At 40.7% G+C, this 24,182-nt stretch carries 27 protein-coding genes; 1 reads left to right on the forward strand and 26 read right to left on the reverse strand.

The window, feature by feature from the left end; all coding sequences use genetic code 11:
- Positions 1-32 precede the first annotated feature (32 nt).
- The 18 genes from jag to tgt all read right to left on the reverse strand — a co-directional run bounded on the left by jag (position 33) and on the right by tgt (position 15,120).
- Positions 33-1,022: an RNA-binding cell elongation regulator Jag/EloR gene (gene jag / locus HT728_RS09125; protein ID WP_173234874.1), complete on the reverse strand. Its 990-nt coding sequence runs from the start codon at positions 1,020-1,022 to the stop codon at positions 33-35.
- Positions 1,023-1,039: 17 nt separating this feature from the next.
- Entirely contained in the window at positions 1,040-1,864 is an 825-nt protein-coding gene (locus HT728_RS09130) for a membrane protein insertase YidC (RefSeq protein WP_345890046.1), read from the reverse strand.
- Positions 1,839-2,210: a ribonuclease P protein component gene (rnpA, locus tag HT728_RS09135; protein ID WP_000739243.1), complete on the reverse strand. Its 372-nt coding sequence runs from the start codon at positions 2,208-2,210 to the stop codon at positions 1,839-1,841. Before rnpA ends, HT728_RS09130 begins: the two co-directional genes overlap by 26 nt.
- A 149-nt stretch (positions 2,211-2,359) precedes the next feature.
- On the reverse strand, positions 2,360-3,550 hold the full coding sequence (locus tag HT728_RS09140) for an acetate kinase (protein ID WP_173234878.1): 1,191 nt from the start codon (positions 3,548-3,550) through the stop codon (positions 2,360-2,362).
- A 49-nt stretch (positions 3,551-3,599) separates the two neighbouring features.
- A complete protein-coding gene (locus HT728_RS09145) occupies positions 3,600-4,553 on the reverse strand; it encodes a class I SAM-dependent methyltransferase (RefSeq protein WP_173234880.1) in 954 nt (317 codons plus the stop codon).
- A gap of 59 nt (positions 4,554-4,612) precedes the next feature.
- On the reverse strand, positions 4,613-5,200 hold the full coding sequence (locus HT728_RS09150) for a class I SAM-dependent methyltransferase (protein ID WP_173234882.1): 588 nt from the start codon (positions 5,198-5,200) through the stop codon (positions 4,613-4,615).
- Positions 5,201-5,232: 32 nt separating this feature from the next.
- On the reverse strand, positions 5,233-5,646 hold the full coding sequence (gene comGG, locus HT728_RS09155; protein WP_173234884.1) for a competence type IV pilus minor pilin ComGG: 414 nt from the start codon (positions 5,644-5,646) through the stop codon (positions 5,233-5,235).
- On the reverse strand, positions 5,624-6,085 hold the full coding sequence (gene comGF / locus HT728_RS09160; RefSeq protein WP_173234886.1) for a competence type IV pilus minor pilin ComGF: 462 nt from the start codon (positions 6,083-6,085) through the stop codon (positions 5,624-5,626). The genes comGG and comGF overlap by 23 nt, the downstream gene beginning before the upstream one ends.
- Positions 6,048-6,350: a competence type IV pilus minor pilin ComGE gene (gene comGE, locus HT728_RS09165; protein WP_188113899.1), complete on the reverse strand. Its 303-nt coding sequence runs from the start codon at positions 6,348-6,350 to the stop codon at positions 6,048-6,050. Before comGE ends, comGF begins: the two co-directional genes overlap by 38 nt.
- The gene (gene comGD / locus HT728_RS09170; RefSeq protein WP_275690530.1) at positions 6,313-6,717 is read right to left on the reverse strand and encodes a competence type IV pilus minor pilin ComGD; all 405 of its coding nucleotides are present in this window, start codon (positions 6,715-6,717) and stop codon (positions 6,313-6,315) included. The genes comGE and comGD overlap by 38 nt, the downstream gene beginning before the upstream one ends.
- Positions 6,710-7,036, reverse strand: coding sequence for a competence type IV pilus major pilin ComGC (gene comGC / locus HT728_RS09175; RefSeq protein WP_173234888.1), 327 nt, complete (start codon positions 7,034-7,036; stop codon positions 6,710-6,712). The genes comGD and comGC overlap by 8 nt, the downstream gene beginning before the upstream one ends.
- Before the next feature lies 1 nt (position 7,037).
- The gene (gene comGB, locus HT728_RS09180; RefSeq protein ID WP_173234916.1) at positions 7,038-8,054 is read right to left on the reverse strand and encodes a competence type IV pilus assembly protein ComGB; all 1,017 of its coding nucleotides are present in this window, start codon (positions 8,052-8,054) and stop codon (positions 7,038-7,040) included.
- On the reverse strand, positions 8,002-8,943 hold the full coding sequence (gene comGA, locus HT728_RS09185; protein ID WP_173234890.1) for a competence type IV pilus ATPase ComGA: 942 nt from the start codon (positions 8,941-8,943) through the stop codon (positions 8,002-8,004). The genes comGB and comGA overlap by 53 nt, the downstream gene beginning before the upstream one ends.
- Before the next feature lie 76 nt (positions 8,944-9,019).
- On the reverse strand, positions 9,020-9,385 hold the full coding sequence (locus HT728_RS09190; RefSeq protein WP_000286413.1) for a DUF1033 family protein: 366 nt from the start codon (positions 9,383-9,385) through the stop codon (positions 9,020-9,022).
- 150 nt (positions 9,386-9,535) lie between these two features.
- Positions 9,536-10,594, reverse strand: coding sequence for a zinc-dependent alcohol dehydrogenase family protein (locus tag HT728_RS09195; protein WP_000649461.1), 1,059 nt, complete (start codon positions 10,592-10,594; stop codon positions 9,536-9,538).
- A 162-nt stretch (positions 10,595-10,756) separates the two neighbouring features.
- Positions 10,757-11,908, reverse strand: coding sequence for an N-acetylglucosamine-6-phosphate deacetylase (gene nagA / locus HT728_RS09200; RefSeq protein WP_173234892.1), 1,152 nt, complete (start codon positions 11,906-11,908; stop codon positions 10,757-10,759).
- Positions 11,909-12,059: 151 nt separating this feature from the next.
- Entirely contained in the window at positions 12,060-13,877 is a 1,818-nt protein-coding gene (locus tag HT728_RS09205) for an acyltransferase family protein (RefSeq protein ID WP_173234894.1), read from the reverse strand.
- Between the two features lie 100 nt (positions 13,878-13,977).
- Positions 13,978-15,120 (reverse strand): tRNA guanosine(34) transglycosylase Tgt, encoded by a 1,143-nt coding sequence (tgt, locus tag HT728_RS09210; protein WP_001285237.1) that lies wholly within the window; start codon positions 15,118-15,120, stop codon positions 13,978-13,980.
- Positions 15,121-15,236: 116 nt separating this feature from the next.
- On the opposite strand from tgt, the gene HT728_RS09215 reads away from it, so the two are divergent.
- Complete coding sequence (locus tag HT728_RS09215) at positions 15,237-16,094, forward strand: DUF975 family protein (protein WP_173234896.1); 858 nt, start codon at positions 15,237-15,239, stop codon at positions 16,092-16,094.
- A gap of 28 nt (positions 16,095-16,122) precedes the next feature.
- Here the strand turns inward: HT728_RS09215 and pcp are convergent, their stop codons facing one another.
- The 8 genes from pcp to HT728_RS09255 form a co-directional block, all read right to left on the reverse strand.
- On the reverse strand, positions 16,123-16,767 hold the full coding sequence (gene pcp, locus HT728_RS09220; protein ID WP_173234898.1) for a pyroglutamyl-peptidase I: 645 nt from the start codon (positions 16,765-16,767) through the stop codon (positions 16,123-16,125).
- Positions 16,768-16,884: 117 nt separating this feature from the next.
- Positions 16,885-17,247 carry a DUF1304 domain-containing protein gene (locus HT728_RS09225; RefSeq protein WP_173234900.1) on the reverse strand — a complete coding sequence of 121 codons (363 nt, stop codon included), beginning with the start codon at positions 17,245-17,247 and terminating at the stop codon, positions 16,885-16,887.
- A 10-nt stretch (positions 17,248-17,257) separates the two neighbouring features.
- The gene (locus HT728_RS09230) at positions 17,258-17,683 is read right to left on the reverse strand and encodes a MarR family winged helix-turn-helix transcriptional regulator (protein WP_173234902.1); all 426 of its coding nucleotides are present in this window, start codon (positions 17,681-17,683) and stop codon (positions 17,258-17,260) included.
- A 197-nt stretch (positions 17,684-17,880) separates the two neighbouring features.
- The gene (locus tag HT728_RS09235; RefSeq protein ID WP_173234904.1) at positions 17,881-19,059 is read right to left on the reverse strand and encodes a LysM domain-containing protein; all 1,179 of its coding nucleotides are present in this window, start codon (positions 19,057-19,059) and stop codon (positions 17,881-17,883) included.
- 162 nt (positions 19,060-19,221) lie between these two features.
- Entirely contained in the window at positions 19,222-19,845 is a 624-nt protein-coding gene (locus HT728_RS09240; RefSeq protein ID WP_173234907.1) for an HAD family hydrolase, read from the reverse strand.
- Positions 19,846-19,848: 3 nt separating this feature from the next.
- Positions 19,849-21,129 carry an MATE family efflux transporter gene (locus HT728_RS09245; RefSeq protein ID WP_000473974.1) on the reverse strand — a complete coding sequence of 427 codons (1,281 nt, stop codon included), beginning with the start codon at positions 21,127-21,129 and terminating at the stop codon, positions 19,849-19,851.
- A gap of 60 nt (positions 21,130-21,189) precedes the next feature.
- Positions 21,190-22,674: a threonine synthase gene (gene thrC, locus HT728_RS09250; RefSeq protein WP_173234909.1), complete on the reverse strand. Its 1,485-nt coding sequence runs from the start codon at positions 22,672-22,674 to the stop codon at positions 21,190-21,192.
- Positions 22,675-22,749: 75 nt separating this feature from the next.
- The gene (locus tag HT728_RS09255; RefSeq protein WP_173234910.1) at positions 22,750-24,027 is read right to left on the reverse strand and encodes a gamma-glutamylcysteine synthetase; all 1,278 of its coding nucleotides are present in this window, start codon (positions 24,025-24,027) and stop codon (positions 22,750-22,752) included.
- Positions 24,028-24,182: the final 155 nt, after the last annotated feature.

Raw genomic sequence — 24,182 nt, forward strand, 5'->3', positions numbered from 1 at the left:
CTAGCAAAAAATCAGGATAACCCTGATTTTACTTATTCTGTATCTACAACGACATAACGATTTGGCTCATCACCCTCAGAGTAACTCGTCACGCCATCCATACGTGAAATAATACGATGAATAATCTTGCGTTCGCTATTCGACATTGGATCTGTCTGATGACTGCGCCCTTCTTCTAAAACACGAGTCGCCAATTTTTGCGCATAGGTCTGCAAGACTTCTGCACGGTGTTCGACATAATCATTGACATTGATTGTAATGTAGAAGGTTCTTGAATAGCGGTTGTAAAGATAATTTTGAGCCAACAGTTGCAAGGCCTTCAAGACTTTACCATGGTAGCCGATAATACGACCTGGTTCGTTAGTATCAATTTGCAAATTGATGCTACGACGGTTATAATCATTTGAAAGCGTGGCCTCAACATCCATATCATCAATAATTGTTTGAACATAAGTCGTTACTTCCGTAGCTACTTGTTCAATATCAAAGCTAGGTTCAACTTTCAAGCCCAAGTCTTCTAGTTCTTGACTTTCAGTTTGCTCAGCTTGGATTTCAATATTAGGAGTTTCTACTACTTCTTCGAGGTCAGTTTCTTCAAGTTGTAATTCATTTAAAATCTCAATGTGACCAGTTTCTTCTAAGATAGTGCTGGCATGTCTTTCATGTTTTAAGATTTCAGCCTTGACTTCATCAGAAATACCTTGGCCTTCCTCTTCAATCTTTTTAATTGCTTCTACAACATGACCCAAATCAACAGTTGCTTCACTCACCGTCTTCACAGGCTCGTTCAAATCATTGATTTTTTTCGGAACGCCTTTTACTGCCTGTTGGTTTGCTTTGACAACTGTCGTTTCACTAATCGCTTCAATGTCAACCTGGGCTGGTTTTTTACCAAATAAACCAAGAAAGCCTTTTTTCTCACGAGAAATGACTTTAATATGTGCCTTCTTCCTTGGAATATCTAATTCTTTCAATCCTTTTTGGATTGCTTCTTCAACAGTTGAACCTGTAAATACTACCATTACCAGATTCCTCCTTATTATTTCGTTTTCTGAGCCTTTTTCTTGGCTTTTCTTTTTCTATTTTCCAAATCTTTCTGTGCCTGTACTACCGCCTCACGTTCTGCGATAATCTTGAATGGATTGTTCAAGAAATAGGTTTGCAAGACTTGGTAAGCATTGGACACTGCCCAGTAGAGAGCGACTCCGCTCGGAGCATAGACTCCAAAAACAAAGATCAAGACTGGAATCCCATACATCATCGCAGTTGTAGCCCCATTACGCTCAGACAAGGCTTTGTTGGACAGCCAAGTACTTAAAAAGGTAAATACTGCTGCTAAAATCGGGAGAACAAGGGTTGTATCTACACCACCAAGGTTAATCCATAAGAAATGACCTGTCTTCAAAAAGTCAACCCTTGATAGAGCTTGGAACAAGGCCAAAATAACCGGCATCTGAATCAAAATCGGCCAAAGTGAATCTGACTGTCTGACACCCATTTCTTTAAAGACTTTACGCATTTCTTGCTCTAGCTTGGTTCTGCTTTCCATATCTCGACCTGGATATTGTTCTCGAAGCGCCTTAATACGTGGTTGAGCTTCCTGCATTTTTCTGGAAGCCACCATTTGCACTTGAAAGACTGGCAAGAGAACTGTACGAATCAAGACCGTAAAGAGAATAATCCCCACTCCGATACTGATATCAAACGATAAAAAGCGAATGATTTCCGCAAAGAAGTAAACAAATTTACTCCAAAAATCAGCCGAATCGGCTGTAATATCACTAGTTGCCCCATTAGTCGCACAGGCTGTCATGATCAATAGAGACAGACCTAGCAAACTAGTCAACTGTAGTTTCTTTTTCACTCCCATTTCCTTCCTGGTAAATCTTTGATAATTTTAATACGTGGAGTAGATTTTTCTCCATCTCTGCGTATTCCAAGGTTTCGACCCCTTTCCGAGCAATGACAACAAAGTCGACATCTTCTACCAGACTCCCTTTTGCATTCTGGATAATATGCCGAATCCGTCGCTTGATTTGATTTCTAGTGACGGCATTCCCCAGTTTCTTGCTAACTGATAGACCTACTCGAAAATGGTTTTTCTGGTTTTCTAATTGGTAGACCACAAATTTGCGATTAGCAAAACTTGTCCCCTCCTTGAAAATCGCCTTAAAATCTTTCTCTCTTTTTACACGAAAGTTTTTCTTCAAAACTCAACTCCATCTATTAAATTACTACTATTATACCATATTTTTCAAAAAAGCCAATCATAGCAAGGTTTTGGACAATTTCATCAGAAAAAGAAGCTGGAAAAATAACTTTCCCAACTCCTTGTACGGAATATTTTTACTAGTTTTACTTATTTTTTCAAGCGTTCAACGTCACGGGCAATAACTAGCTCTTCATCTGTTGGAATAACCAATACACGGATTTTAGCTGCATCTGTTGAGATGTCTCCTGTCACGCCAAAGACATTCTTTTCTGGATCAACATCACAGCCAAACCAAGAGATACCTGAAATAACATCTTCACGTACATCGGTTGCATTTTCACCAACACCTGCTGTGAAAACAATGGCATCTGCTCCGTTTAGTACTGCAAGGTACTGACCGATATGTTTTTGGATACGATCAATATAGATTTCATAGGCCAAGGTAGCATCATGATCTCCTGCTTCTTTCGCAGCAATCACATCACGCATATCACTAGATTTACCTGAAACACCCATTAGTCCTGATTCACGATTAAGGACGTGACTAATGTCTTCAGGAGTATTAAAGTCCTCTGTATATTGCATTAAGTAAGGAATGATAGCTGGGTCAATATCCCCTGTACGAGTACCCATCATCACACCACCAAGTGGAGTGAAGCCCATTGATGTATCGACAGATTGACCACCCTTAACAGCTGTAATAGAAGCACCATTACCGATGTGGCAAGTAATCAATTTCAAGTCTTCTAATGGACGTCCCAATAGTTTTGCAGCTTCTCCTGCTACAAACTGGTGACTTGTGCCGTGGGCACCGTATTTACGAACCTTGTTTTCTGTGTAATATTTTGTTGGTAGAGGGTAGCGATAAGCTTTCTCTGGCATACTTGTGTGGAAGGAAGTATCAAACACAACTACACTGGTAATGTCTGGCAACAATTCCTTGAAGGCACGAACACCTGCTGCATTGGCTGGGTTGTGTAGAGGAGCTAACAAACTCAACTCTTCAACTTTTTCTAAAACATCCCCCTCAACAACTGTTGATTCTTTGAAATATTCTCCACCTGCAACAACACGGTGTCCAACACCTGTAATCTCATCATAAGCCTTGATAATATCGAAACGAATCAAGTCATCCAATAAGATTTTAACAGCTTGTGTATGATTTTCAATATCTAAAATTTGTTGTTCAGAACGGCCGTCAAATTTTACAGTTGAAATTGAATCTTTCAAACCGATACGTTCAATCAAACCTTTCGCCAATACTTTTTCTTCTGGCATTAAGTATAATTGCCATTTCAAACTTGAACTTCCTGCATTTATTGCGATTGTTTTTGTCATTATCAATTACCTCTTTTAAGCGTTTTCAACTATTATAACAAAATCTATTTTATATTTCAGTACCTTGAGTCCATTTTTGAAAATTTTCTTTAAATTTCATTAAAACACTTGCATCTTGCAAGCTAGCAAGTGGATAAACAAAAGGCTCTACTGCTGTTTCACTTTTCTTCTGTAGGATAAAAATAGTCTTAGATTGTTTAGCATTAGCAAAGAGATTTTCAGGTAAACTAATCATAGCAACCAGACTCGCTTCCTCTTTCAACCAGCCTTTCAACAAATTACTTTGAGGACTGGTCAACAAATCACTCGGAGCTAGAAAAATAGCGTATCCGTCTGACTTGAGGTACTTAAGTCCTTGTTCCATGAGCAAGTGATGGGCGTAAGTATGTTCTTGACTAGAAGCAACTTGATGGCGCGACGCAACGGCATCATCAGGATAATAGCCGACCGGCAAGTCGCTGATGACCACATCGCTTTCTTTGAGCATTTGTGGACGAACGGCATCTCCTTGGACAAAGCCAGCCTGCAAACCAATTACATCTGCCATGCTAGCTGCCAAATCAATCAGCAAATTATCCACTTCCATTCCCAAATAATCCACCTTTTTATCAAGCGAGGTCAAGAAAGTAGCGCCCAAAATTCCCATCCCAGAACCCATTTCGAGGATAGTGATTTCCTTCTCTGTAAACAACTCCTCCACAATAAACACCAAAAGTAAAGCAATAGCATCTGGTGTAAACTGGTGATTGGCCTGCAGGGGCTCTGTCTGCCCAGCCTTCATCAAGAGAAACTGGTAGGTCTTGAGCCATTCTTCTTTGCGTAGTGCTAAACGCTTAAGAGCCTGATTGTTGTCTTTGACCTGATTTAGCTCAGTCTCGCCATCCAGATAGATGCTATTTTGCTCCACTAAGGCGTCATAAAAGTTGGTCGCCAAATCACTTTGGATGACTTGGACATTCTCTAGTAAATAGGTATAAGCTTGTTCAATTTTTTCAAAATCCATATTCCTATCTTATCAAATTTCCCTTCTTTTTTCCATCGTTATAAAAAATCACTTCCTGACTAGGCGAGTGATTTTTGGGCTACTGTTAAAAAGAGTTCTGAGTAATTTCCTTGAAACAGGTCTTCAGCACTGTAAAGAATCTGACTGTCAATGCTCCAAAAACCAAACTGGGTTAGCTTGTTTTCCAGTTCAGCCAATTCAAATCCATGATGGTTAGCTTCTGTCTTGGTAAAGTCAGCAAGTAGGAGTTGTCCATCTTCCCTCAGATGTTGATGAAACAGTGAGAGAGCCGCATCCAAATCAGGCATATGATGAAGAACCCGACAAACAACAATAAGATCAAACTCTTGCTCCAAGGGAGTTGCCAGTAAATCTTGCTCCAAAAACTGGATATTCTTGATGTCTTGCTGCTCCGCTTTCAAACGAGCTTGCTCCAGCATTTTCTCCGAAATATCTACAAGAGTGACGAACTTGGCTTGTTTTGCCAGAGGCAAGGTTAACAGACCCGTTCCTCCACCGAAATCCAAAATTTCTTTGTCTGATAGAAGATCAATCTGTTTCTCGACTGCTTGACAAACCAAGTTTGCAAGGAAGATGTTTTTAGGGGAATCGAAAGTTTCTGCTTTGTGGTTAAAATCATGTTTCATATCTTTAGTTTAGCACAAAGTAGCTTGATTGGCTAGGAATTCTCTTTCTTTTCAGACTTCTCGTCTGATTTTTTCTTCTCCGCTTTTTCGCTTGAATCAGTCGCTACTTCTTCCTTTTTATCTCTTTTCTCTTCTTTGATTTTGACTGAAGGAAATAGGAACTCATATTGGCTCTTAGGCGTACGAACCGTCGTCACCAAGCCTGTTTTCTTGTTTTGATAGCTTACCTGACCTAGGTTAAAGACCTGTTCTCCACTTTCTTGCTCGGCTTTATCCTTGGTTCGTTTAGCCATAGCAAAAGCAACCAATTTTTCTTTATTCAAAGCATAGTCTTGATAGTGGGCGACTTGTCGGTTCAAGTAAAATTGCAACAAAAGACTAAAGATGGCTGCCATAGTGACTGCATAGAGGAGAACTCCTGCCTTAACTTTTTGCTTTTTCCACACGATAGATGAACTCCCTTTCTAAGCCTTTCTGAAACTGGAAACGAAAACGAACCACTTGATTGTCCTCTGTAATTTGAGCGGATTTGAGGCCATAAACCATAGGTTGATAACCCCGTCCACTGGCATCGGTTTTCCGAAAATCGTCTGACTTTGACTTACCGATGGCGATGTCCTTGCCATCTTGCTTCATGTATAAGCGATTGCCCTCCACTTTTTCGAATTGCGAACGATTTAATTCCGCCTCCAACTGATCCACAAACAAGATCCACTCTTTTTGCTCGCTTTGCTGCTGGTAACGAACTTCTGAAATGAGGAGCTGACTCATGGCCTGAAATAGGAGTAAACTTCCACTGATGACAATGAGGGCAATCAGGGATTCCAACAAGGTGAAAGCCTTGACCTTATGGCTCTTTGATAGCCAACAACTGTTCTGAACCATGGTAGACCTCCAATCCCTTTTCACTAGAAAATACCTGAATCTCAACTCCGTTGATGCTTACATGATTTTGACCTGTCTGCAGAGCCATCTTAGCTACCCTCAAGACTTCTTCCTTTTGCAAGATTTTTGCTTCTTCTTGCCTATTTTTCTGAATTTGTCCCAAAAGGAGGGTCGCAATGCTGGCAAAGATAGCTAAAGCAACCACTGCTTCCAGTAAAATCACTGCCCTAATTTTTTGTTTCCTTAATGCGTTTAATTTTTCCATTTCCTAGATATAATTGATAGCGAATCGCTCCTTTACTGGTCTGAAATTCAACCTTAGCCAGGGACGAATTGCCCCCAGCACGGTCAAATGTGATACTTTGTCCTGATGGCGCCTGAATTCCTTTAGGAACTGTCAGCTTTTGACTGCCATTGCTAATCGTCTGCCCATCTAAGTTCAGACTAGTCTTTTGCTGACTGGCTACACTGCGTTTTTGGGTTTCCCTATAGAGTTCTTCAAACTCCATAAAGAAAATTTGCTCCTCTACCGCCGCAAAAGTGGACTGTACAGAGCCTGACAAGACCAAGGCAATCATACTTACAAGTCCCAAAACTAGAAGACTTTCCAGCATAGTAAAAGCCTTAATCATTGATTTTACGATTTGCTCCTCCATTTTTAGCATAGTATTCATTATAAGCTTTAGCCTGTTCTTCTGTGATGCGTCCATCGTCTTGTAACTTTCTTAGGCTAGCCTCTTCATTTTTAGCTAAGCTATAAAGCTCTGCCTGGCTTTCCACCACCTTAACAACAGCAGCTTTTCCTTTGTCATTGACCGCCTCTTTTTGCTTGGTCAAATTAGGTACAAAGAGCAAGAGAAGCACACTGATGATGAGCAAGACCACCAACATCTCTACCAGAGTGAAAGCTTTAACCTTAGCTTTTTTCAAGAATGTCATCATTTTTTTCATGTTAAAAATTTACCTCCATATTTTGATACATGGGCATTAGCATTGCCGCATAAAGTAAAACGATAATCAGAGCCACAAAAATAAAGACCAGTGGCTGCACCAGATTCATGGTACGATTGACTCGGGTAAAAAAGGCTTCCCAAGTTTTTTCAGCATAGATTTCCAACTCACTACCCAGCTTGGACTTGACTTCCCCATACTCGATGATGAGACTCAATTCCTTCCTAAAGAAAGGATAGGTTGCTATGGTTTGAGAAAATTCCCGACCATTTTGCAGAGCTTGAGCTAGATCTTGACCGATTTCTTTAAATAGCTGAGAGCCTTGTTCCTGCATGATTTGAAAAATCTGCGTCAGCTCCATCCCCTGCGAAATCATATTACCCCATTCACGCGCATAATAGGCTGTCAAATAGGTCTGCACAAAGATTCCAAAAAAGGGAAGGCGTGCTAGGATAGAAAAGACGCGCATCTTAGAACTTCTTTTATAAAAAGTTAGTGCTAAAAGGACACCTACTGAAATAAACCCTACCATTCCTAGAAAGATTTGTGGCAGATTACCAATGATTTGGGTGGCAATATTGCTACTATCCAGTTGTGGTAGTAGGTAGTTCCGCAGTCCCAGCATGATTAAGAGAAGAAAACCCAGCAAAATCAAGGGATAGGTCGCTACTTCAATTAATTTTTTCTTGACCTTGGCTAGATTGTCCAGATACTCTTCTATCTTTCCCAAACTCAGGTGGAGATTTCCATGGACTTCCGCTAGGGATAACTGAGTGACAATGGCACTTGAAAATCCCAAACTAGCCATCATTTCTGAGAATGATTTCCCCTGAGACAAGCCCGTGCGCATCTGAGTCACACACTGCTTGTCCAACAAAGCACTCCTATCTAAAAAGGAGATGGTCTCCACCAGATGAAAACCGCTGGAAAAAAGATTGTTAAACAAGGTGATAATATTTTTTTGCTTAGTTGTAGCTAATTTTTTCCGTTTCAGCCTGAAGACTTGTGATATGTCCATCTTTAAGAAGCTGGTCAATCTGTTCATTCCAGCTAGTTGGCTGGTGTTCTTGATAGTCTTTGTTTGCAAAGTCAACGATTCCTCCTCCCCCGATTAATCTCTGATAGCAGACTCCTTGCAGAACGACTGCCAATTCCTCCTCACTCACACCCAACTCCAGCAGGCGCTCATAAACACCTCGAATACTCTTGGCATGAATGGTTGAAAAGACTGTCGCACCTGTCAAACTAGCTCTGACCACTGCACGCGCCGTCTCGCTGTCACGAATTTCTCCGATAATCAAAAGATCAGGACGATGACGTAAGGAAAGCTTAATCAGATTTTCATAGGTCAGTCCAATTGCTTCATTTAGCTGCAACTGGAGCATGTCGTCCTGCTTGATCTCAACCGGATCTTCAATGGACATGACTTGTTGTCCCTTAAAAAGTGACTTGGCCAATTCGTGCATCAGAGTCGTCTTGCCACTTCCGACCGGACCAGCAAAGAGATAGAGCCCCCGTTGCCTGTACTGCTTACCCAATTCGTCAATATTCTGAAACCAAAAATGCAAATCCTGCTCCTCATCATGCAACAAGCGAATGACTAAACTCTCATGCCCTCGATAATCACCTACAGTAGATAAACGTAAGGACGCCATTTTCTGGTCATAGGCATAATCACAGGAACCAAGTTGACTACGTCGCTTTTCTCCAACATTCATACCCGCCACAAACTTAAAGTGACTGATGACTGCCGCAAATTTTTCAAAATCATAACAACCGATTTTACAGCGCTCGTCTCCCACCCTCATATGAAGCTCATAAGCGTCTAACTTAGGAACAAAATAAATGTCTTGCGCTCCTTTTTTCCGGGCCGAACGAATGATTTCTTGTGCAATTTCTTGAACCATACTTACCTCCTCACCTATACTATTCGCAAAGATTTGGGAAAATAAAAAAAGCAACTCCAAAAAAGTTACTTTTTCTCTATTTTAATTTCATACGGCAAGAACGGTGCCTTTCCTTACCTGTTTGTTTTTCATAGCCTGGGCGTAGTTTTTCATCTGGAATAACCTGCTCATCCTGTAAAAGAGCCAAAGAATGGTATTGTTGTAAATATTCATCACATTCATCGCACCAGCGTTGGTCTTCTGGATCCCAAAAAATGGTCATCAAGTCACTTCTGCTTTTATAAAGAGGGGATTCTTGTTCCAATCTAAACCAGCAAGTTTTGTAGTATTTGAGAGCATCATAATACTGGTCAAATTTTCTACTTGCTACAATGTCTTCTTCCCAACCTTCTAAGAACCACCAGGGTTCAAAATCTCCGTACATTTCTATAACACGATACATATTCATTCATTCCTTTGTACCGTATATTATAACCAATTCCGCTAAACAAGGAAAGAAATATGCTCATTTCTTAATTTTTTGATAAAAAATCCAGCCATCTTATGGATGACTGAATTTCTATTTGCTTATGTGATAAAAATTTTTCATTTCCTAAGCTTCAGAAATGTCGTTTTCGATAATGACCTTAATCGCATGGTGGTCTGCTGCCTTACTGAAGACTTCATAGGCTTTTTCAATTTCACTGAGTTTGAAATAGTGAGTTACCAATTTTTCTGGTTCAATCTTATGACTTTCAAGTGCTTTCAACAATTGTGGAGTCGTATTTGTAGATACCAAACCAGTTGTTACATTGATGTTGCGAATCCAAAGTTTGTCCAAATCGAATTCGACTGGTTTACCATGCACACCACAGTTGGCAACTGTTCCGTCTACACCGATAATCTTTTGACAGAAATCAAATGTTGCAGGAATACCAACAGCTTCGATAGCGACATCTACACCACGGCCATCTGTCAAATCATAAATTTCTTTAATGGCTTTTTCAGGGTCTGAAGAATTAACCTTGTGAGTCGCACCAAATGATACAGCAGTTTCCAAGCGGTTATCGTCTAAGTCTACCATAATCAATTTAGCTGGTGAATAGAATTGAGCTGTCAAAAGAGCAGCTAATCCAACTGGTCCTGAACCAATAATAGCTACGCTGCAACCAGGTTCCACTTTCCCTTTTAAGACACCAATTTCATATCCAGTAGGCAGAATGTCTGATAGCATAACCAAGGCTTCATCTGACAAGTCTTCTGGAGTGTGGTAAAGAGTGTTATCTGCATGAGGGACACGTAGATACTCAGCCTGCATACCATCAATCAAGTGACCGAAAATCCAACCCCCTTCGTCTTCACAGTGGGCATAAATTCCTTTTTTACAGTAGTAGCATTTACCACAGGCACAAACACAAGAAATCAAGACCTTGTCGCCTTTTTTGAAGTTAGAAACTCCTTCCCCAACTTCTTCAACAATCCCAATCCCTTCGTGACCAAGAATGGTACCACTTTGGCAAGCAGGAACATCCCCTTTGATAATATGGAGGTCTGTTCCACAAATAGTGGTTTTTACGATACGCACAATAGCGTCTGTTGGCTTGCGAATAACTGGTTTGTCTACATCAACAAAAGAAGCAAGTCCTGGTTTAACATAAGTATAGGCTTTCATAAAGCACTCCTCCGTTTTTTTATTTGTACTATTTATAATACAATTGTAAACCTTTTCATTTGCTTGTTCAAGATTTTTTGTGATTTTTTTAACTTTTTTGTTTACCAGTAAAGCACCATACATAAAAAAGCAGAAGCTAGTCTCTAACTTCTGCCTTCTCTCTTATGCTTGATAACGTTTCACACCGTCTAGGTAGGTTGCTACCAATTCCAAATCTTTATCTAGTACGATAAAGTCCGCGTCATAGCCTTCACGGATTTGGCCACAAACATCATCAATGTGAACAGATTTTGCTGGGTTAAGGCTGGCCATCATGACTGCTTCATGTGGATTCGCAATTCCCCATTCAACCACATTCTTCAAACCGTCCTTGAGTTTGAGGATAGAACCTGCCAAATTACCTGTCGATTTGAGACGTGCAGTTCCATTGGCAACGACAACTGGGAATTCTCCCAACATGTAGTCTCCGTCTTCCAATCCACCAGCTGTCATACAGTCTGTAATAAGGGCAATGTTTTCTGTCCCTTTTTGTTTGATAAGAATTTCGCAGGCTTTTGGATCTACGTGATGGCCATCACAGATCAACTCTGCATAGGTATGAGGTAATTGATACATGGCTCCAACCATACCCAGTTCGCGGTGAGTCAACCCACGCATCCCATTATAGGCATGTACCCATACACTAGCTCCAGCATCAACTGCCTTCTTAGCTTGTTCAAATGTCGCATCTGAGTGTCCAAGTGCAACTGTCACACCTTCACCTGTAATAGTACGTACAAAATCTTCCACCCCATCACGTTCTGGTGCAATAGCGATTTTATTTAGCATCCCTTTTGCAGCATCCTGCCAAGAATGAAACTCCTCAACACCCGGGTCTCTCATATAAGTTGGATTTTGTGCCCCCTTAAAAGTTTCTGTGAAATATGGACCTTCATAATAAATCCCACGAATCTTAGCACCTGTTGCTTCTTTATAATGGTTTCCAAGATTTTCAGTGACTGCAAGCAATTGTTCATAAGTGGCTGTTAAAGTTGTGGGCAAGAAACTGGTAACACCGGTACTAAGAAGTCCTTCACTCATAGTATGCAATGTACCTTCAATGTTGTTGTCCATCACATCTACACCTGCATATCCATGAATATGAGTATCCACAAGACCTGGTGCAATGCTATAACCAGTATAGTCAAGAACCTCTGCTCCTTCAGGAATTTGATCCACATGTTTCCCAAATTTGCCATCAACAAGTTCCAGGTACCCACCGCGACGAATGCCAAATGGATAAAAAAACTGATCCGCTTTAACGTAATTAGGCATAATAATGACCTCCTTAAAAGATTACTTTTGATATTTATTATGTCAATTACATTATAAACCTTTCTGATTCATTTGTAAATGGTATAGACCTATTTTCTGGAGATATTTTAAAAGAGCTGGATTTCTCCAACTCTTTTCTTTTAAATACACGTTATTTTGATTTGACTGGTTTGTCTTGAGCTGTTTGCAAGGCTGTAGCAATGGTATCTGCATACAATTTAGCTCCTGCTTCAATAGTGCTAGTGTCACTTCCGAAATGGACTTGGTCTGTTCCTGCCCAGATTTCTGGATGTTCCTTAGCGGCTTGATTCCAATCTGCTATCGTGACGTAAGGAGTCTTCTCTGCCAATTCTCTCATATATGCAGCCGCCTTCTCAACGATGGCATAGGTCTCTTTTGTCTTATCTCCCTCATAAGGAGTCACCAAAACCATATGATGGCCCTTAGGAAGATTTTTCACGATACTGTCCCAGTCTTCCTTGTAATTTTCAGGATTATTTACCCCAGTCGCAATGACCACCATCTTAGGTAAAAATTTATTCTGGCTATTGTTTAGCATGATTTCATTGGCATTCTTGGTTGTTCTGCTGACCTGAGCATTTATCTGTGCTCCTGGAAGGGCTGTCTGCAAAGCTGTATTTGCCCTTAAAGCCACCGAGTCACCAATTAACATAGTGCCATCAGCAATCCCCAAACTATCAGCTTCTGCTCGTTCTGCCATCACTTTTGTTTGGGCAATATTACTAGCAGCTTGCTTCAAACCATTGACAGTTAAGTCTGTCTCAAACGCTCCCACTTGTGGTGCCAAGAAAGTCACTAAGAGGACAATGAAGGCCAAGATTCCTGTACTTGTCGCAAGAATTGTGTGAATATAAGGCAGGGGACGAAGAGTTTGTAAAACAGGTGTGTTCTTGCCTGCAATCCACGGCTCCAATACATAAAATGAAAGACTGGCGAATCCATAAGAACAAATCAAAGTTAATAACACAGCAAAAAGATTTGATGTCAACTGTGAGAATATGATATAGAAAGGCCAATGGAAGAGATAAACCGCATAGCTAGTATCTGCTAAAAAACTGATCATCTTTGGTTCCTGCACATGAGGAGTCTTTTCATGTAAGACACGCGCCGCCAGAATCATAGCAAGGGCTGCAAGACTGGCAAGCAAGAAGCCTATAAGATAGGCAAAAAGATAGGTGAATTTGACAAAGAAGGTCAAAATGAGTAAGAAGCCAAAACCTCCTGCAAAAATCAACAGGGTCTTTCGTAAATCCCAGATTTTATCCAACTGCTTAACTAGGGAAGTAGTCTGACGCACGCCTACGATAGTTGCTAGGATACTTCCCAAAAAGAATGGATAGACATGAGTTAAACTGGAGAAGTAAACAGAGGAATAAGAGGTCACTAGAAAACTACCAATAAACATGGAGAAGAAGCTAATCAAGAAGGCAGCGGCAGATAAAAGAAAGACCATTCCCCTCAACTGACCATTTGATTTAGCCTGTTTGGATAAGAACCAAACTGCTAATCCCCATAGAATATAGTAATGAACCTCCACAGCCAAACTCCAATTATGAACAAACAAATGAGGAATGAACTGAGATTCATAACTCCCACCTGTTAGGAGTTCGTAGAAGTTGGTCATAAAGCCTAAGACACCCGCAATCTGACCTCCAATTCCAGCAACATAGTCTTGGCGAACTAGGAAGGTAAAGGGCATGGTTACCAAGACCATCAAAACCACAGGTGGCACAATCCGATAAAATCGTCTCCTAAAAAATCCTATCAAATCAATCTCATGTTTTTTAGAAAATTCTTCGATGAGTAGAGCCGTAATCAGAAATCCTGAAAATGTGAAAAAGACATCCACCCCGAAAAATCCTCCAGGAAAGATGGTCTGAAAGAAATGATACAAGAGTACCAGTAGTAAACCTGTAATCCTAATCAAGGAAAACCATTTAATGCGCATACGAGTTTATTCTCCCTTTCATTATACACTTTATTCTATCAAAAAAAGAAGAAAAATCCCAAGAGAAAACTTAGGATTTTTAGCTTATATCAATTCCATTTTAGAAATTACGGCCTGACTTATTATAGCCATATTTTTCCACAAAATACTCACGGAATTCCAAGAGATTGTCATCCATGATGGCTTGTCGTACTTGCTTCATCAGGTTAAGCAAGAAGTAAAGATTGTGGTAGCTAGTCAAGCGGATACCAAAGGTTTCATCAGCCTTGAGCAGGTGACGAAGATAAGCGCGTGTGTAGTTCTTACATGTGTAGCAATCACACTCAGGATCCAGTGGCGTAAAGTCCTCAGCAAACTGGGCATTTTTGACAACCAAACGTCCCTGACTGGTCATACAAGTCCCATTACGAGCGATACGAGTCGGCAAGACACAGTCAAACATATCTACACCACGAATCACCCCATCAATCAAGCTATCTGGCGCTCCCACACCCATCAAATAGCGAGGTTTATTTTCAGGCAGCAGTTGAGTTGTAAAGTCCAAGACTGCATTCATCTCTTCGTGGGTTTCTCCCACCGCCAAACCACCGATAGAGTAACCTGGAAAGTCCATGCTGACAAGGTCATGAGCTGATTGGCGACGCAAGTCTTCAAATCCTGCCCCCTGCACAATCCCAAACAAACCTTGGTCATGTGGACGACGGTGAGCCTTCAAACCACGCTCAGCCCAACGACTGGTACGCTCGATTGATTTCTTAACGTAGTCATAAGGCTGATAAAACTGAGGACATTCGTCAAAGGACATCATGATGTCTGAGCCCAAATTATTCTGAATAGAGATGGCTTTTTCTGGTGATAGGAACATCTTAGAACCATTGAGATGGTTTTTAAAAGTTACGCCTTCTTCTGTGATATTACGGCTATCTGCTAAGGAATAAACCTGAAAACCACCACTATCTGTCAAAATTGGTTGATCCCAATTCATGAACTTGTGGAGACCACCTGCGCGTGCGATGAGTTCATCTCCAGGGCGAAGCCAGAGATGATAGGTGTTTGATAGGATAATTCCCGAACCCATCTCCTTCAATTCTTCAGGCGACTGAGTTTTGACAGTGGCTTGAGTTCCAACTGGCATAAACATAGGTGTTGGGAAGGTACCGTGGGGAGTGATGATTTCCCCCAGACGAGCTCCCGTGTGTTTTTCTTTCTTAATCAAACGATATTTGATTGGTGAATCTGACATTTTTTACCTCCGAAGCTGGGAAAGACAGTCCCAGTTCATACTTTGTGCCCAAGGGCATACTGTATGATTTTATCAAAAAAAGCCGGAACTGTCACGAACTATGGTATAATAAGAGAATGAACTATCCAAAAATTGATTTAAAAACAATTCGTCAGGAGTCAAAACATTTTCAGGCTGACACCCCCCGTCTCTTTCTCCTCTATATCCTTCCCAGTATGCTGGTCATCTTATCTGGTTTTCTTAATCCCTTATCTCGGATCCACGGGACTGTTTTAGAACAACCATTTTTCAGCATACTTGGTCAAATACTTCAAGCCTACCTCTTTCCTCTACTAGTCTCCTTTATCGGGACTATTCTTTTGACCAGTTCCGTCTATGCAACACTGACACTCATGAAAGATTCTAAAACGGAGCCATCTGTAAAAAACAGCCTAGCTCTCTTTGATGAGGAGCTCTTTTCTCAAACCTTTTTGACCCTACTTCTCAAACGTTTCTATCTCTTTTTATGGAGTATCCCTAATTTACTTGGGATTTACTTCCTCTTTTATAGTAGCTTTTTAGCCAAAAAATTCGTCACCCTACATCCTGAGTTTCCAAATCTAGATCTCTCATCAGTTGAAACGGAACGCTTCCTCATGACCTTTGGTCTTTACTTTCTAGCAAGTATCCTCTTGATGGTTGTAGGAAATAGTCTCTATATTCCACAATACTATGCCTATTCGCAGGTAGAATTTCTCCTCTGTGACACCCTAGACTTAGGACAAGCCAAACCAGGACAAATCCTAAAAACCAGCCGTTTCTTAATGAAAGGCTACAAGTTTCAACGCTTTGTCCTAGACTTACAACTCCTTCCTTGGTATTTCCTCAATTGGATTACCTTTGGAATTGCTAGTTTCTCACTCCTACCCTACATTCAAATCAATAAAATGATTTTTTACCGAGCAGTACTGGCTCGAAAACGTCCAAAAGCTTGAAGGTAACCCCTCAAGCCGCTTTTTTCTATCAATGAGTTTCTCCGCCTACCAACTTGAGGTCCTGATCTCCATGTTCTATCATGGCGCCGATTGCCGCTTCTATCCCTCGCCTAATATCCACTAAACTCATAGCTGGAGTAGTCGGTCGATTCACCACCTGTTCCATCATATAAGGAATATGCATAAAACCTGCCTTAACATGTGGAAATTTCTTTTCTACCAAATAGAGGGCCTGATACATCAAATGATTGCAGACAAAAGTACCTGCCGTATTGGAAACAGAGGCCGGCAATCCCTCTTTTTTTATAGCTTGAACCATCGCTTTAATCGGCAAACTACTAAAGTAGGCCGAAGCACCATCTGGGCGAATGGGAAGGTCAATCGGTTGATTGCCATCATTATCAGGAATGCGTGCATCGTCTTGGTTAATGGCCACTCGTTCAGGCGTCAAGCTAGTTCTTCCACCCGCTTGCCCGATACAAAGGACAAAATCAGGTTGATAACGACTCATCTCTTCTTCCAACACTTGGGCCGATTTGTGAAAGACTGTTGGCACTCCTAGCCAACGGACCTCAGCGCCATGGATTTCAGCTGGTAAACCTTTAACGGCCTCTAAAGCTGGATTAACCTTTTCCCCTCCAAAGGGCTCAAAACCTGTCACCAATACTTTCATTTCTAACTCCTTACAACCAATTCCATGAAACTCTTTTTCCGACAATAAAACAAGTATAACATATTTCCCTTATTCTGGAGTAAAAAGGACTAGAGAGACTAAGATTGATCTTTAAACTTATTTAAAGAGAAAAATACTAATCAAGGCCAAAATAGCTGGCCCTCCTTGATTTAAAATAATTTTTTTATCTGCTGTGAGAGAGCCATAAGCCGCCGCCCCAATCACAAATAAAACAAAAATAGTCACAATTTCTAAATTCTGTGAGAAATAAATCCCATACAGGAGAAAGACTCCTAGCAGAACATTATAAATCCCTTGATTTTTAAACAATGAACTTACTGACCGACGAGCCAGTTCTTCCTTTTCCATGTTAAAGACACGACTAGTCGCATCTGATTGCGTTGCAATACTTTCCAAATAAAAAATGTAAAAATGCTCCAAAGCAACAACCGTTGCTAAAATGATTGTCATAATTGACATCTATTTCTTCTTAAATTTCTATATTTTCAATACCTAAAACCAATTTATTTAATAAACGGCTGAGATCTGTTCTCTCAGAATCTGTTAAGATACTTTCCATCGCTTCCTTAACCTTGATATGCTGCAGAGGCGGATTCATCACTAACTGCTCCTTGGCATACTTCGTAGCCTCTACCAACACTTCTCGCTGATTGTCAGGATTGCGATGACGCTCCACCAAACCTTCCTTTTCCAAAATCTTGAAATGTCGTGTCAAGGCAGCCTGATCAATCTGCAAACGCTCCTGAACTGCCATTTGATTACAGGGAGAATTCTCCAGTAAAAACAGTAAAATCTGATACCGTGTCAAACTAATACCAAGTCTTTTTTCAAACAATTGCGTACTCGCTTGCTCAGACAAGCGGAGTTGATACAGTAAATCTTGAATCTCTAACATTTCTTTCCTCTTTTTCTTGATTTATCAATAGTTGACTAATCAATTATAATACGAAGTAAAATAAATTGCAAGAATGTTGCTTCAATCATTACAAAATGGTAACTTTCATTCAAATTGACAAAGAAAAAACGAACGAGACTTGCTCCCTATCACGAAAGCTAGATCTCATTCGTCAAAATGATATTACCAAGTCTGGTTTATCCATTCATTGAAACGTGAACATGGTCATAGTGGTTTTCTGTCACACTACCACGGTCTGGCATTGGATTCCAAGTATTAGCTGGTCCATATTTGCTATCGAATGGAGCATAGAAACGTTGTTTCCAGATGATGTAACTAATTCCACGGCTAGCCATATTTTGAATAGCGTATTCTGCAATCTTATCCCCTAGTTCTGAGCTTTCTGGTACCATAAAGTCGATAGCCAAACCTTTTCCGTGATCTCCGCTGTCTCCTGGACGGTAACCACTAAAGGATGTGATGCCAAACAAGTTGGCGATTTCTTCTTTAAAGGCAGCTGTTTGTGGTTGGAGGCCTGCATTTTCAGATTTCACTACCGCAAGTCCAGCATAATCGGGCGCAGCTGGAGCTGCGTAAGTTGTTGAAACTGTTTTCTTCTCTTCTGGTTGATAAGTAGAAACTGCTGGTGTAGCTTCACTTGATGCTACTTCTTTTACTTCTTCTAAACTTGTTGCAGTTGTTTCTATTGCTTTTTCTTCTACTGGAGTTGTAGTTGTTTCCACTGTTGACTCAGCCTGAGGGCTTGCTTGAGTTTCATCTTTCTCAGCTGGAGTCGTTGCCTGAGGAGCTGCTTCTGCAACTGCACTACTTGTTTCGGTTGTTTGCTCCTCTGGGGTAAAAGTCTCTGTAGATGGTGCTACTTCTTCTGCAGCAGTCACTGTCTCTGCAACTTCTGAATTTGATGCTACTTCTTTTGGAGCTTCTGCAATCGGTTGAGAAAGATCTGCAACTTGAACAGTTTGATCATCTACGGTTACTTGATTGGTTGTCAAATCTGCTGTCGCAGTTATCACCTCTTCACTAGAGTCTGCTTGAGGAGTTTGGATTTCAACTTCCGTTACTTCTTCTGCTTCATTGACAGTCGTTGTCAAAACAGTTTCTGGGAAAATCAAGTCCATATTCGTGATTTTATTCAAATTCGCAAGAACTGTGACATCTACACCCAAGGCCTCTGCAATGGTGCTCAAGGTATCACCATACTGAACGGTATAACTTGTTTTGTTGTCCGTTTTAGTCAAATCGTTTTGGATTTGCTCAACACTACGTGCAGTCCAAAGAACTTCTTCTGCTTGTGTTGCCAATACTGGGGCAAATGACAAGGCTACTGTTGAGGCTAATAACATTCTTTTCTTCATTCTTTCAAATTCCTTTCAAATGAGTACCTGACTATGATAACACAAAAAATGCAGAAAAAAAGCCCTCTCGGGCCTATTTAACAGAACTGTCTATTCCTTGTAATAAACTCGATTACTTGAAATAGTTTGTTAGGTCTCTGTCACAAAACTGACACAATCTTTTTATCGCTCAGCCTCAAAAATACGGGAAATATCTGCTAAGGCTTGAATCCTGTGATTGCCTTCATAAGTCGACTCTAAAAAATTGATACTTTGAATCCTACTATTCTGGGCAAATTCCACATCCAAAGTTCGATCTCCTATATAATAAGTATTATCAAGATTCAACTGATACTTGTCTATCAGATAGGTAGCTGCTTCTGGACTTGGCTTGCGCGCAAAGCCACTCTGACTGGTTATAATCTCCGTAAAATAGGATTCCAACCCCAAGTCTCTTAGAATGGTAAAAGCATTGTCTCCCTTATGAGTGTAAACAAATTGCTGAATCCCTACTTGGTCTGCCCAATTCAACACCTCACGCGCACCTGGCATCAAAACTACCTGAGCATTCTTCTCAGCCAAACTCTGGGCACGCACCTGATTTAGCACTTCCACATACAACTTTCTCTCTTCTGCCACCCGCACAAGCAAATCTTGCACCGAATACTTGAGGATAAACTCTCTCACCTTCTCCTTATCATAAGGAATAGCAAACTGAGCAAAAGTCTCCTCAATCCCTGACAAAATCGCTTCGTAAGAGTCCAATAAAGTCCCGTCTAAATCCCAAATAAAAGCTGTTTTTTGCATTTCCTATCCTTTCAAGCTCATATAACGCTGGTAACGGTAACGTAGAAATAACCAACGAAAACCATTATCCAAAAGAGTTCCGGCCCAAATACCGGGCAAGCCCCAACCAAGCACAATTCCCATCAGATATCCTGTTCCAATGCGGATACACCACATTCCTATACTTGTCGCATAAAAGGGAAGCCGAGCATTGCCCAAACCCTGCCAGACTGCCGTATAGATGACTGTTCCTGTCGTCATAGGGGTTCCAAGTAGTGAAAAAAGTGTTACTAGAACACTGGCCTCCACCGCTAGAGGATCAGTCGTATAGAGATGAGTTAATGGTACACCCAAGGCATAGATACTAAAGGTCAAAGGCAACATGAGAATCAGAGAAAGCCAAAAGGTTTGTTTGCTCAAACTAGCGACTCTTTTCCAATTATTCTCTCCAACTGCTCGGGCCACCAGCATGACCGTTGCCGTAGCTACGCCAAAGACAGGCATATAGTTAAACTGGGTCAAAACTTCTCCGATTGCATTTCCAGCCACTGCCTCCGTCCCAAAAGAAACAACCAAGGCAATGATCACGACATCTCCAGCCCGCATCATGAGACGTTCTCCAGCTGCTGGTAAAGCCAAGGTCAACAGTTCCTTATCTAAACCAAAAGTTGGCTTCGCATAAGGCAGTTTTAATTGTGACCACAAAATCACAAGACCAACCAAACGAGACAGAATAGTCCCCCAAGCAACACCAGCTATCCCCATATCCAGAACAAAAATAGCTAGACTTGAAAAAAGAATATTCAAAGCATTGGATAAAAGACTCACATAGAGGGGCAGACGTGGATTATGCGTTGCACGAATCAAGGCTCCCAGACTCGTCATCAAACCTAAGAGAACAATCGAACCACCTACCAAAGATAGATAGAGTCCTCCACTTTCGGCCACAGTCTGTTCAGTTCCCAAAAGTCCTAACATCTCTTGCCCAGCGAAAATGGACAAAAATCCTAAAAGGAAACTTAATAGTAAGGTAATCTTCAACGCCTCAGTCACATGGTAGGCTAGCTTAGACTGATTCTTCTCCCCTAAACTCTTTGAAATAACACTGGAAATAGCAGCTCCCAGAGCGATGAAAATCGCCTGATAAATCGTGATAATATTGCCAGCTACTGATACACCCGAAATAGCTATCAAACCCAAGTGGGCTACCAAGTAACTATCCACCATCCCCATGAGCATCTGCAAAAAGTTTTCGCCCATAGCTGGTAAGGCAATATTAAGAATGTCTTTATTTTTCTTAAACAATCCTTCCTCCTTATGAAAAGAAACTCAGTTGGTTTCCCAACCGAGTTTACTCCCTCTGTCTTAAAGTCCTAGATAATCCTCAACTGCTGCTTGCATATCAGTAGCTGCCACTGTTGTCTTATGACGAACAGGAGCTGTTTCAAGCCCATCAACTGCAGGTGGCACAGCCACTCCTGAGATTTCATGTAATTGAGCCAAGGCTTCAAAGTCAGTCAAGCCAACTTTCCCTGTTACAGCTTCTACTGCAACTACTGGGAACTTGTATGGACTAGCTGTTGATGCAATCACTGTCTTAGTCGCATCGCCAGTAGCCGTTTGGTATTTCTTATAAACTGCAGAGGCAACCGCCGTATGTGGATCCTCGATATAAGAATCTGACTCATAAACTCGCTTGATTTCTGCCGCTGTTTCTTCCTCAGTCGCATATTCAGCTGCAAAGAGGTCAAGAATCTCTGCATCAAAGTCTGTCAACTCATATTGTCCTTGCGTGTTCAAGGCATTCATAAGTTCAGCTGTCTTAACCGCATCATTTCCTAAAAGATGGAAAATCAAGCGCTCCAAGTTTGAAGATACCAAAATATCCATAGATGGACTAGTTGTTACTTTAAACTCACGTTTCTTATCATAGACACGAGTTTTAAAGAAGTCTGTCAAAACATTGTTGTCATTTGAAGCACAGATCAATTTACCAACTGGGAGACCGATTTGTTTGGCATAAAAGGCAGCCAAAATATTTCCAAAGTTTCCTGTTGGTACTGTGAAATTGACCTTATCACCAGCCACAATCTCACCAGTCTTGACCAACTGAGCGTAAGCATACACATAGTAGACAATCTGTGGCACCAAACGACCAATGTTCATAGAGTTAGCAGATGAAAATTGCAACTTGTTGGCCGCTAATCTTTCACGAAGAGCCACGTCGTTAAACATGTGCTTCACATTTGTTTGCGCATCGTCAAAGTTACCATCAATAGCAATAACATGAGTATTGTCGCCAGTCTGAGTGGTCATTTGCAACTCTTGTACCTTACTGACACCATCCTTTGGATAAAAGACGATAATCTCAGTACCAGGTACATCCGCAAATCCCGCCATAGCAGCTTTTCCAGTATCACCAGATGTCGCTGTCAAGATAACAATCTTGTTCTCCAAACCATGTTTCTTAGCAGCAGTCGTCATAAAGTATGGCAAAATAGACAAGGCCATATCCTTAAAGGCAATCGTTGAACCATGGAACAGTTCCAAGTTGTATTGGCCGTCTAATTTCACCAAAGGCGCGATAGCTGGAGTATCAAACTTGCTATCGTAGGCATTGTTGATACAGTAGTCCAACTCCTCAGCTGTAAAGTCATCTAAAAATGCTGACAAAACTATCTTAGCAACTTCCTGGTAAGAAGCATCTTTCAATTTGTCAAAGTCCAAATCTATCTTTGGATAAGTAAGCGGTGTAAACAAACCGCCGTCCGTCGCCAAACCTTGCAAAATAGCTTGGCTAGCAGTTACTGTATTATTGGCATCACGCGTTGATTGATAAACTAATGTCATTACTCTCTATCCTTTATCTATAGTCTCATCCATTATATCATGATTTTTCAGAAAATTCTCCCTTTATAAGAAAAATTATAGGCTCAATTCTTCTTTCAAAGGCTGTAAATAAGTCGTTTCTTGCTTATTTCTCATCACTAGCCCTTCCTCAGCTAGCAGGAGTAAGTCTTTGGAAAATTCAATAATCGCAGTTTTCTCCTCATATGTTAGCTTTTTCTTAGAAAATTGTCGCCTTAAAGACTTATAATTTCTTCCAAATGCTTTAAAGAAAGGTGCGATTTCTAAGTAAGATTCAAGTTTCTCTAAATTAACTAATAATCCCAAGTGAAAAGCTGCAGAAGCAAAAGTTCTATCAAAAGGCTGAGTACACACACTACGAAACTCAACTGTTCCGCGAGTCGTTAAGTCTTGGTACTGATAACTACGATGGGTTTCAAAATCCTTCTCTTGAGGATAAATCAGAACCACATCCCCATTAAGTGCATATGCTTGGATTTCAGGTGTAGCCAAATAGGCCCTTGCCTGAATCGGATAAAAATAAAAGGTTTGTTCATCACGTTCCGCAGTAAAAATTGCAGAATGATCTAGATAATCAAAAAAATCATCCTCATCTTTAAAGAGGCTAGCATTGACACCAACATTCTCTGGATAGATACCATGCATCGATTCTTCCCAGAAAATATCCCTTGAAATTTTGGTATCCCAATCCGCACCTGAAAACTCAGAATTGGCAAATAAATAAGCCTTAACTGCTTCAATTTGGGTAAAAGCATTCATCACACGTAAGTAATTGGATTTTGAAACATCCAGCTGAACCTGACTCCCGCAGATAAAAGCACCATATTCAGGGAAATGATGCAAGTCTGATTTAGTCACATTTCTACTCAAATTCAAATAGTCCATCAGCATGCGATACCGTGGATAAGCCACTGGACAATTCTCATTTTTATCCCAGTTAGGATGAATACCGCAGCCAACGATAGCATGATTTGATTCAGCTAACTTTTTCTGGATCACTACCATATAATTGTTAAAACGATTTTCGACCTCTTGAATTGTTTCAGCCTTACCAAATGCAAACTCAATCGTTGTATAGGAAACTTCAAATAAAATAGCATCCTGACTTATCGGATCCACTAACTGGATCGGATTGCCAAAATCATCTACCTTTTCTACAGTGAAATCCAGAGAGGAAAGTAAATAATGAAATAAATCTTTTATAACTTCAACATCTGTAGCATCCCCTTCCAAGTTTACAACAGGATATTCCAGCTCAATCCCAACAAACAATTCAGGGTTTTCTTTAATATTTTTCAAATACCGATGTTTTAATAAATCGATAGAACGAGACATACTTCCCTACACTTTCATAATCTAAATAAAATTTGAATAACTATTATTATAGCAAAAATAATATAAAAAAGGAACGAAGATTAACTACGTTCCTTAGCTCTTTACTATACCGGCGGCCGGGGTCGAACCGGCACGTCCTTGCGGACACTGGATTT

The organism is Streptococcus sp. 544, from assembly GCF_013277385.1.
In the GTDB taxonomy this organism is placed as follows: domain Bacteria; phylum Bacillota; class Bacilli; order Lactobacillales; family Streptococcaceae; genus Streptococcus; species Streptococcus mitis_BA.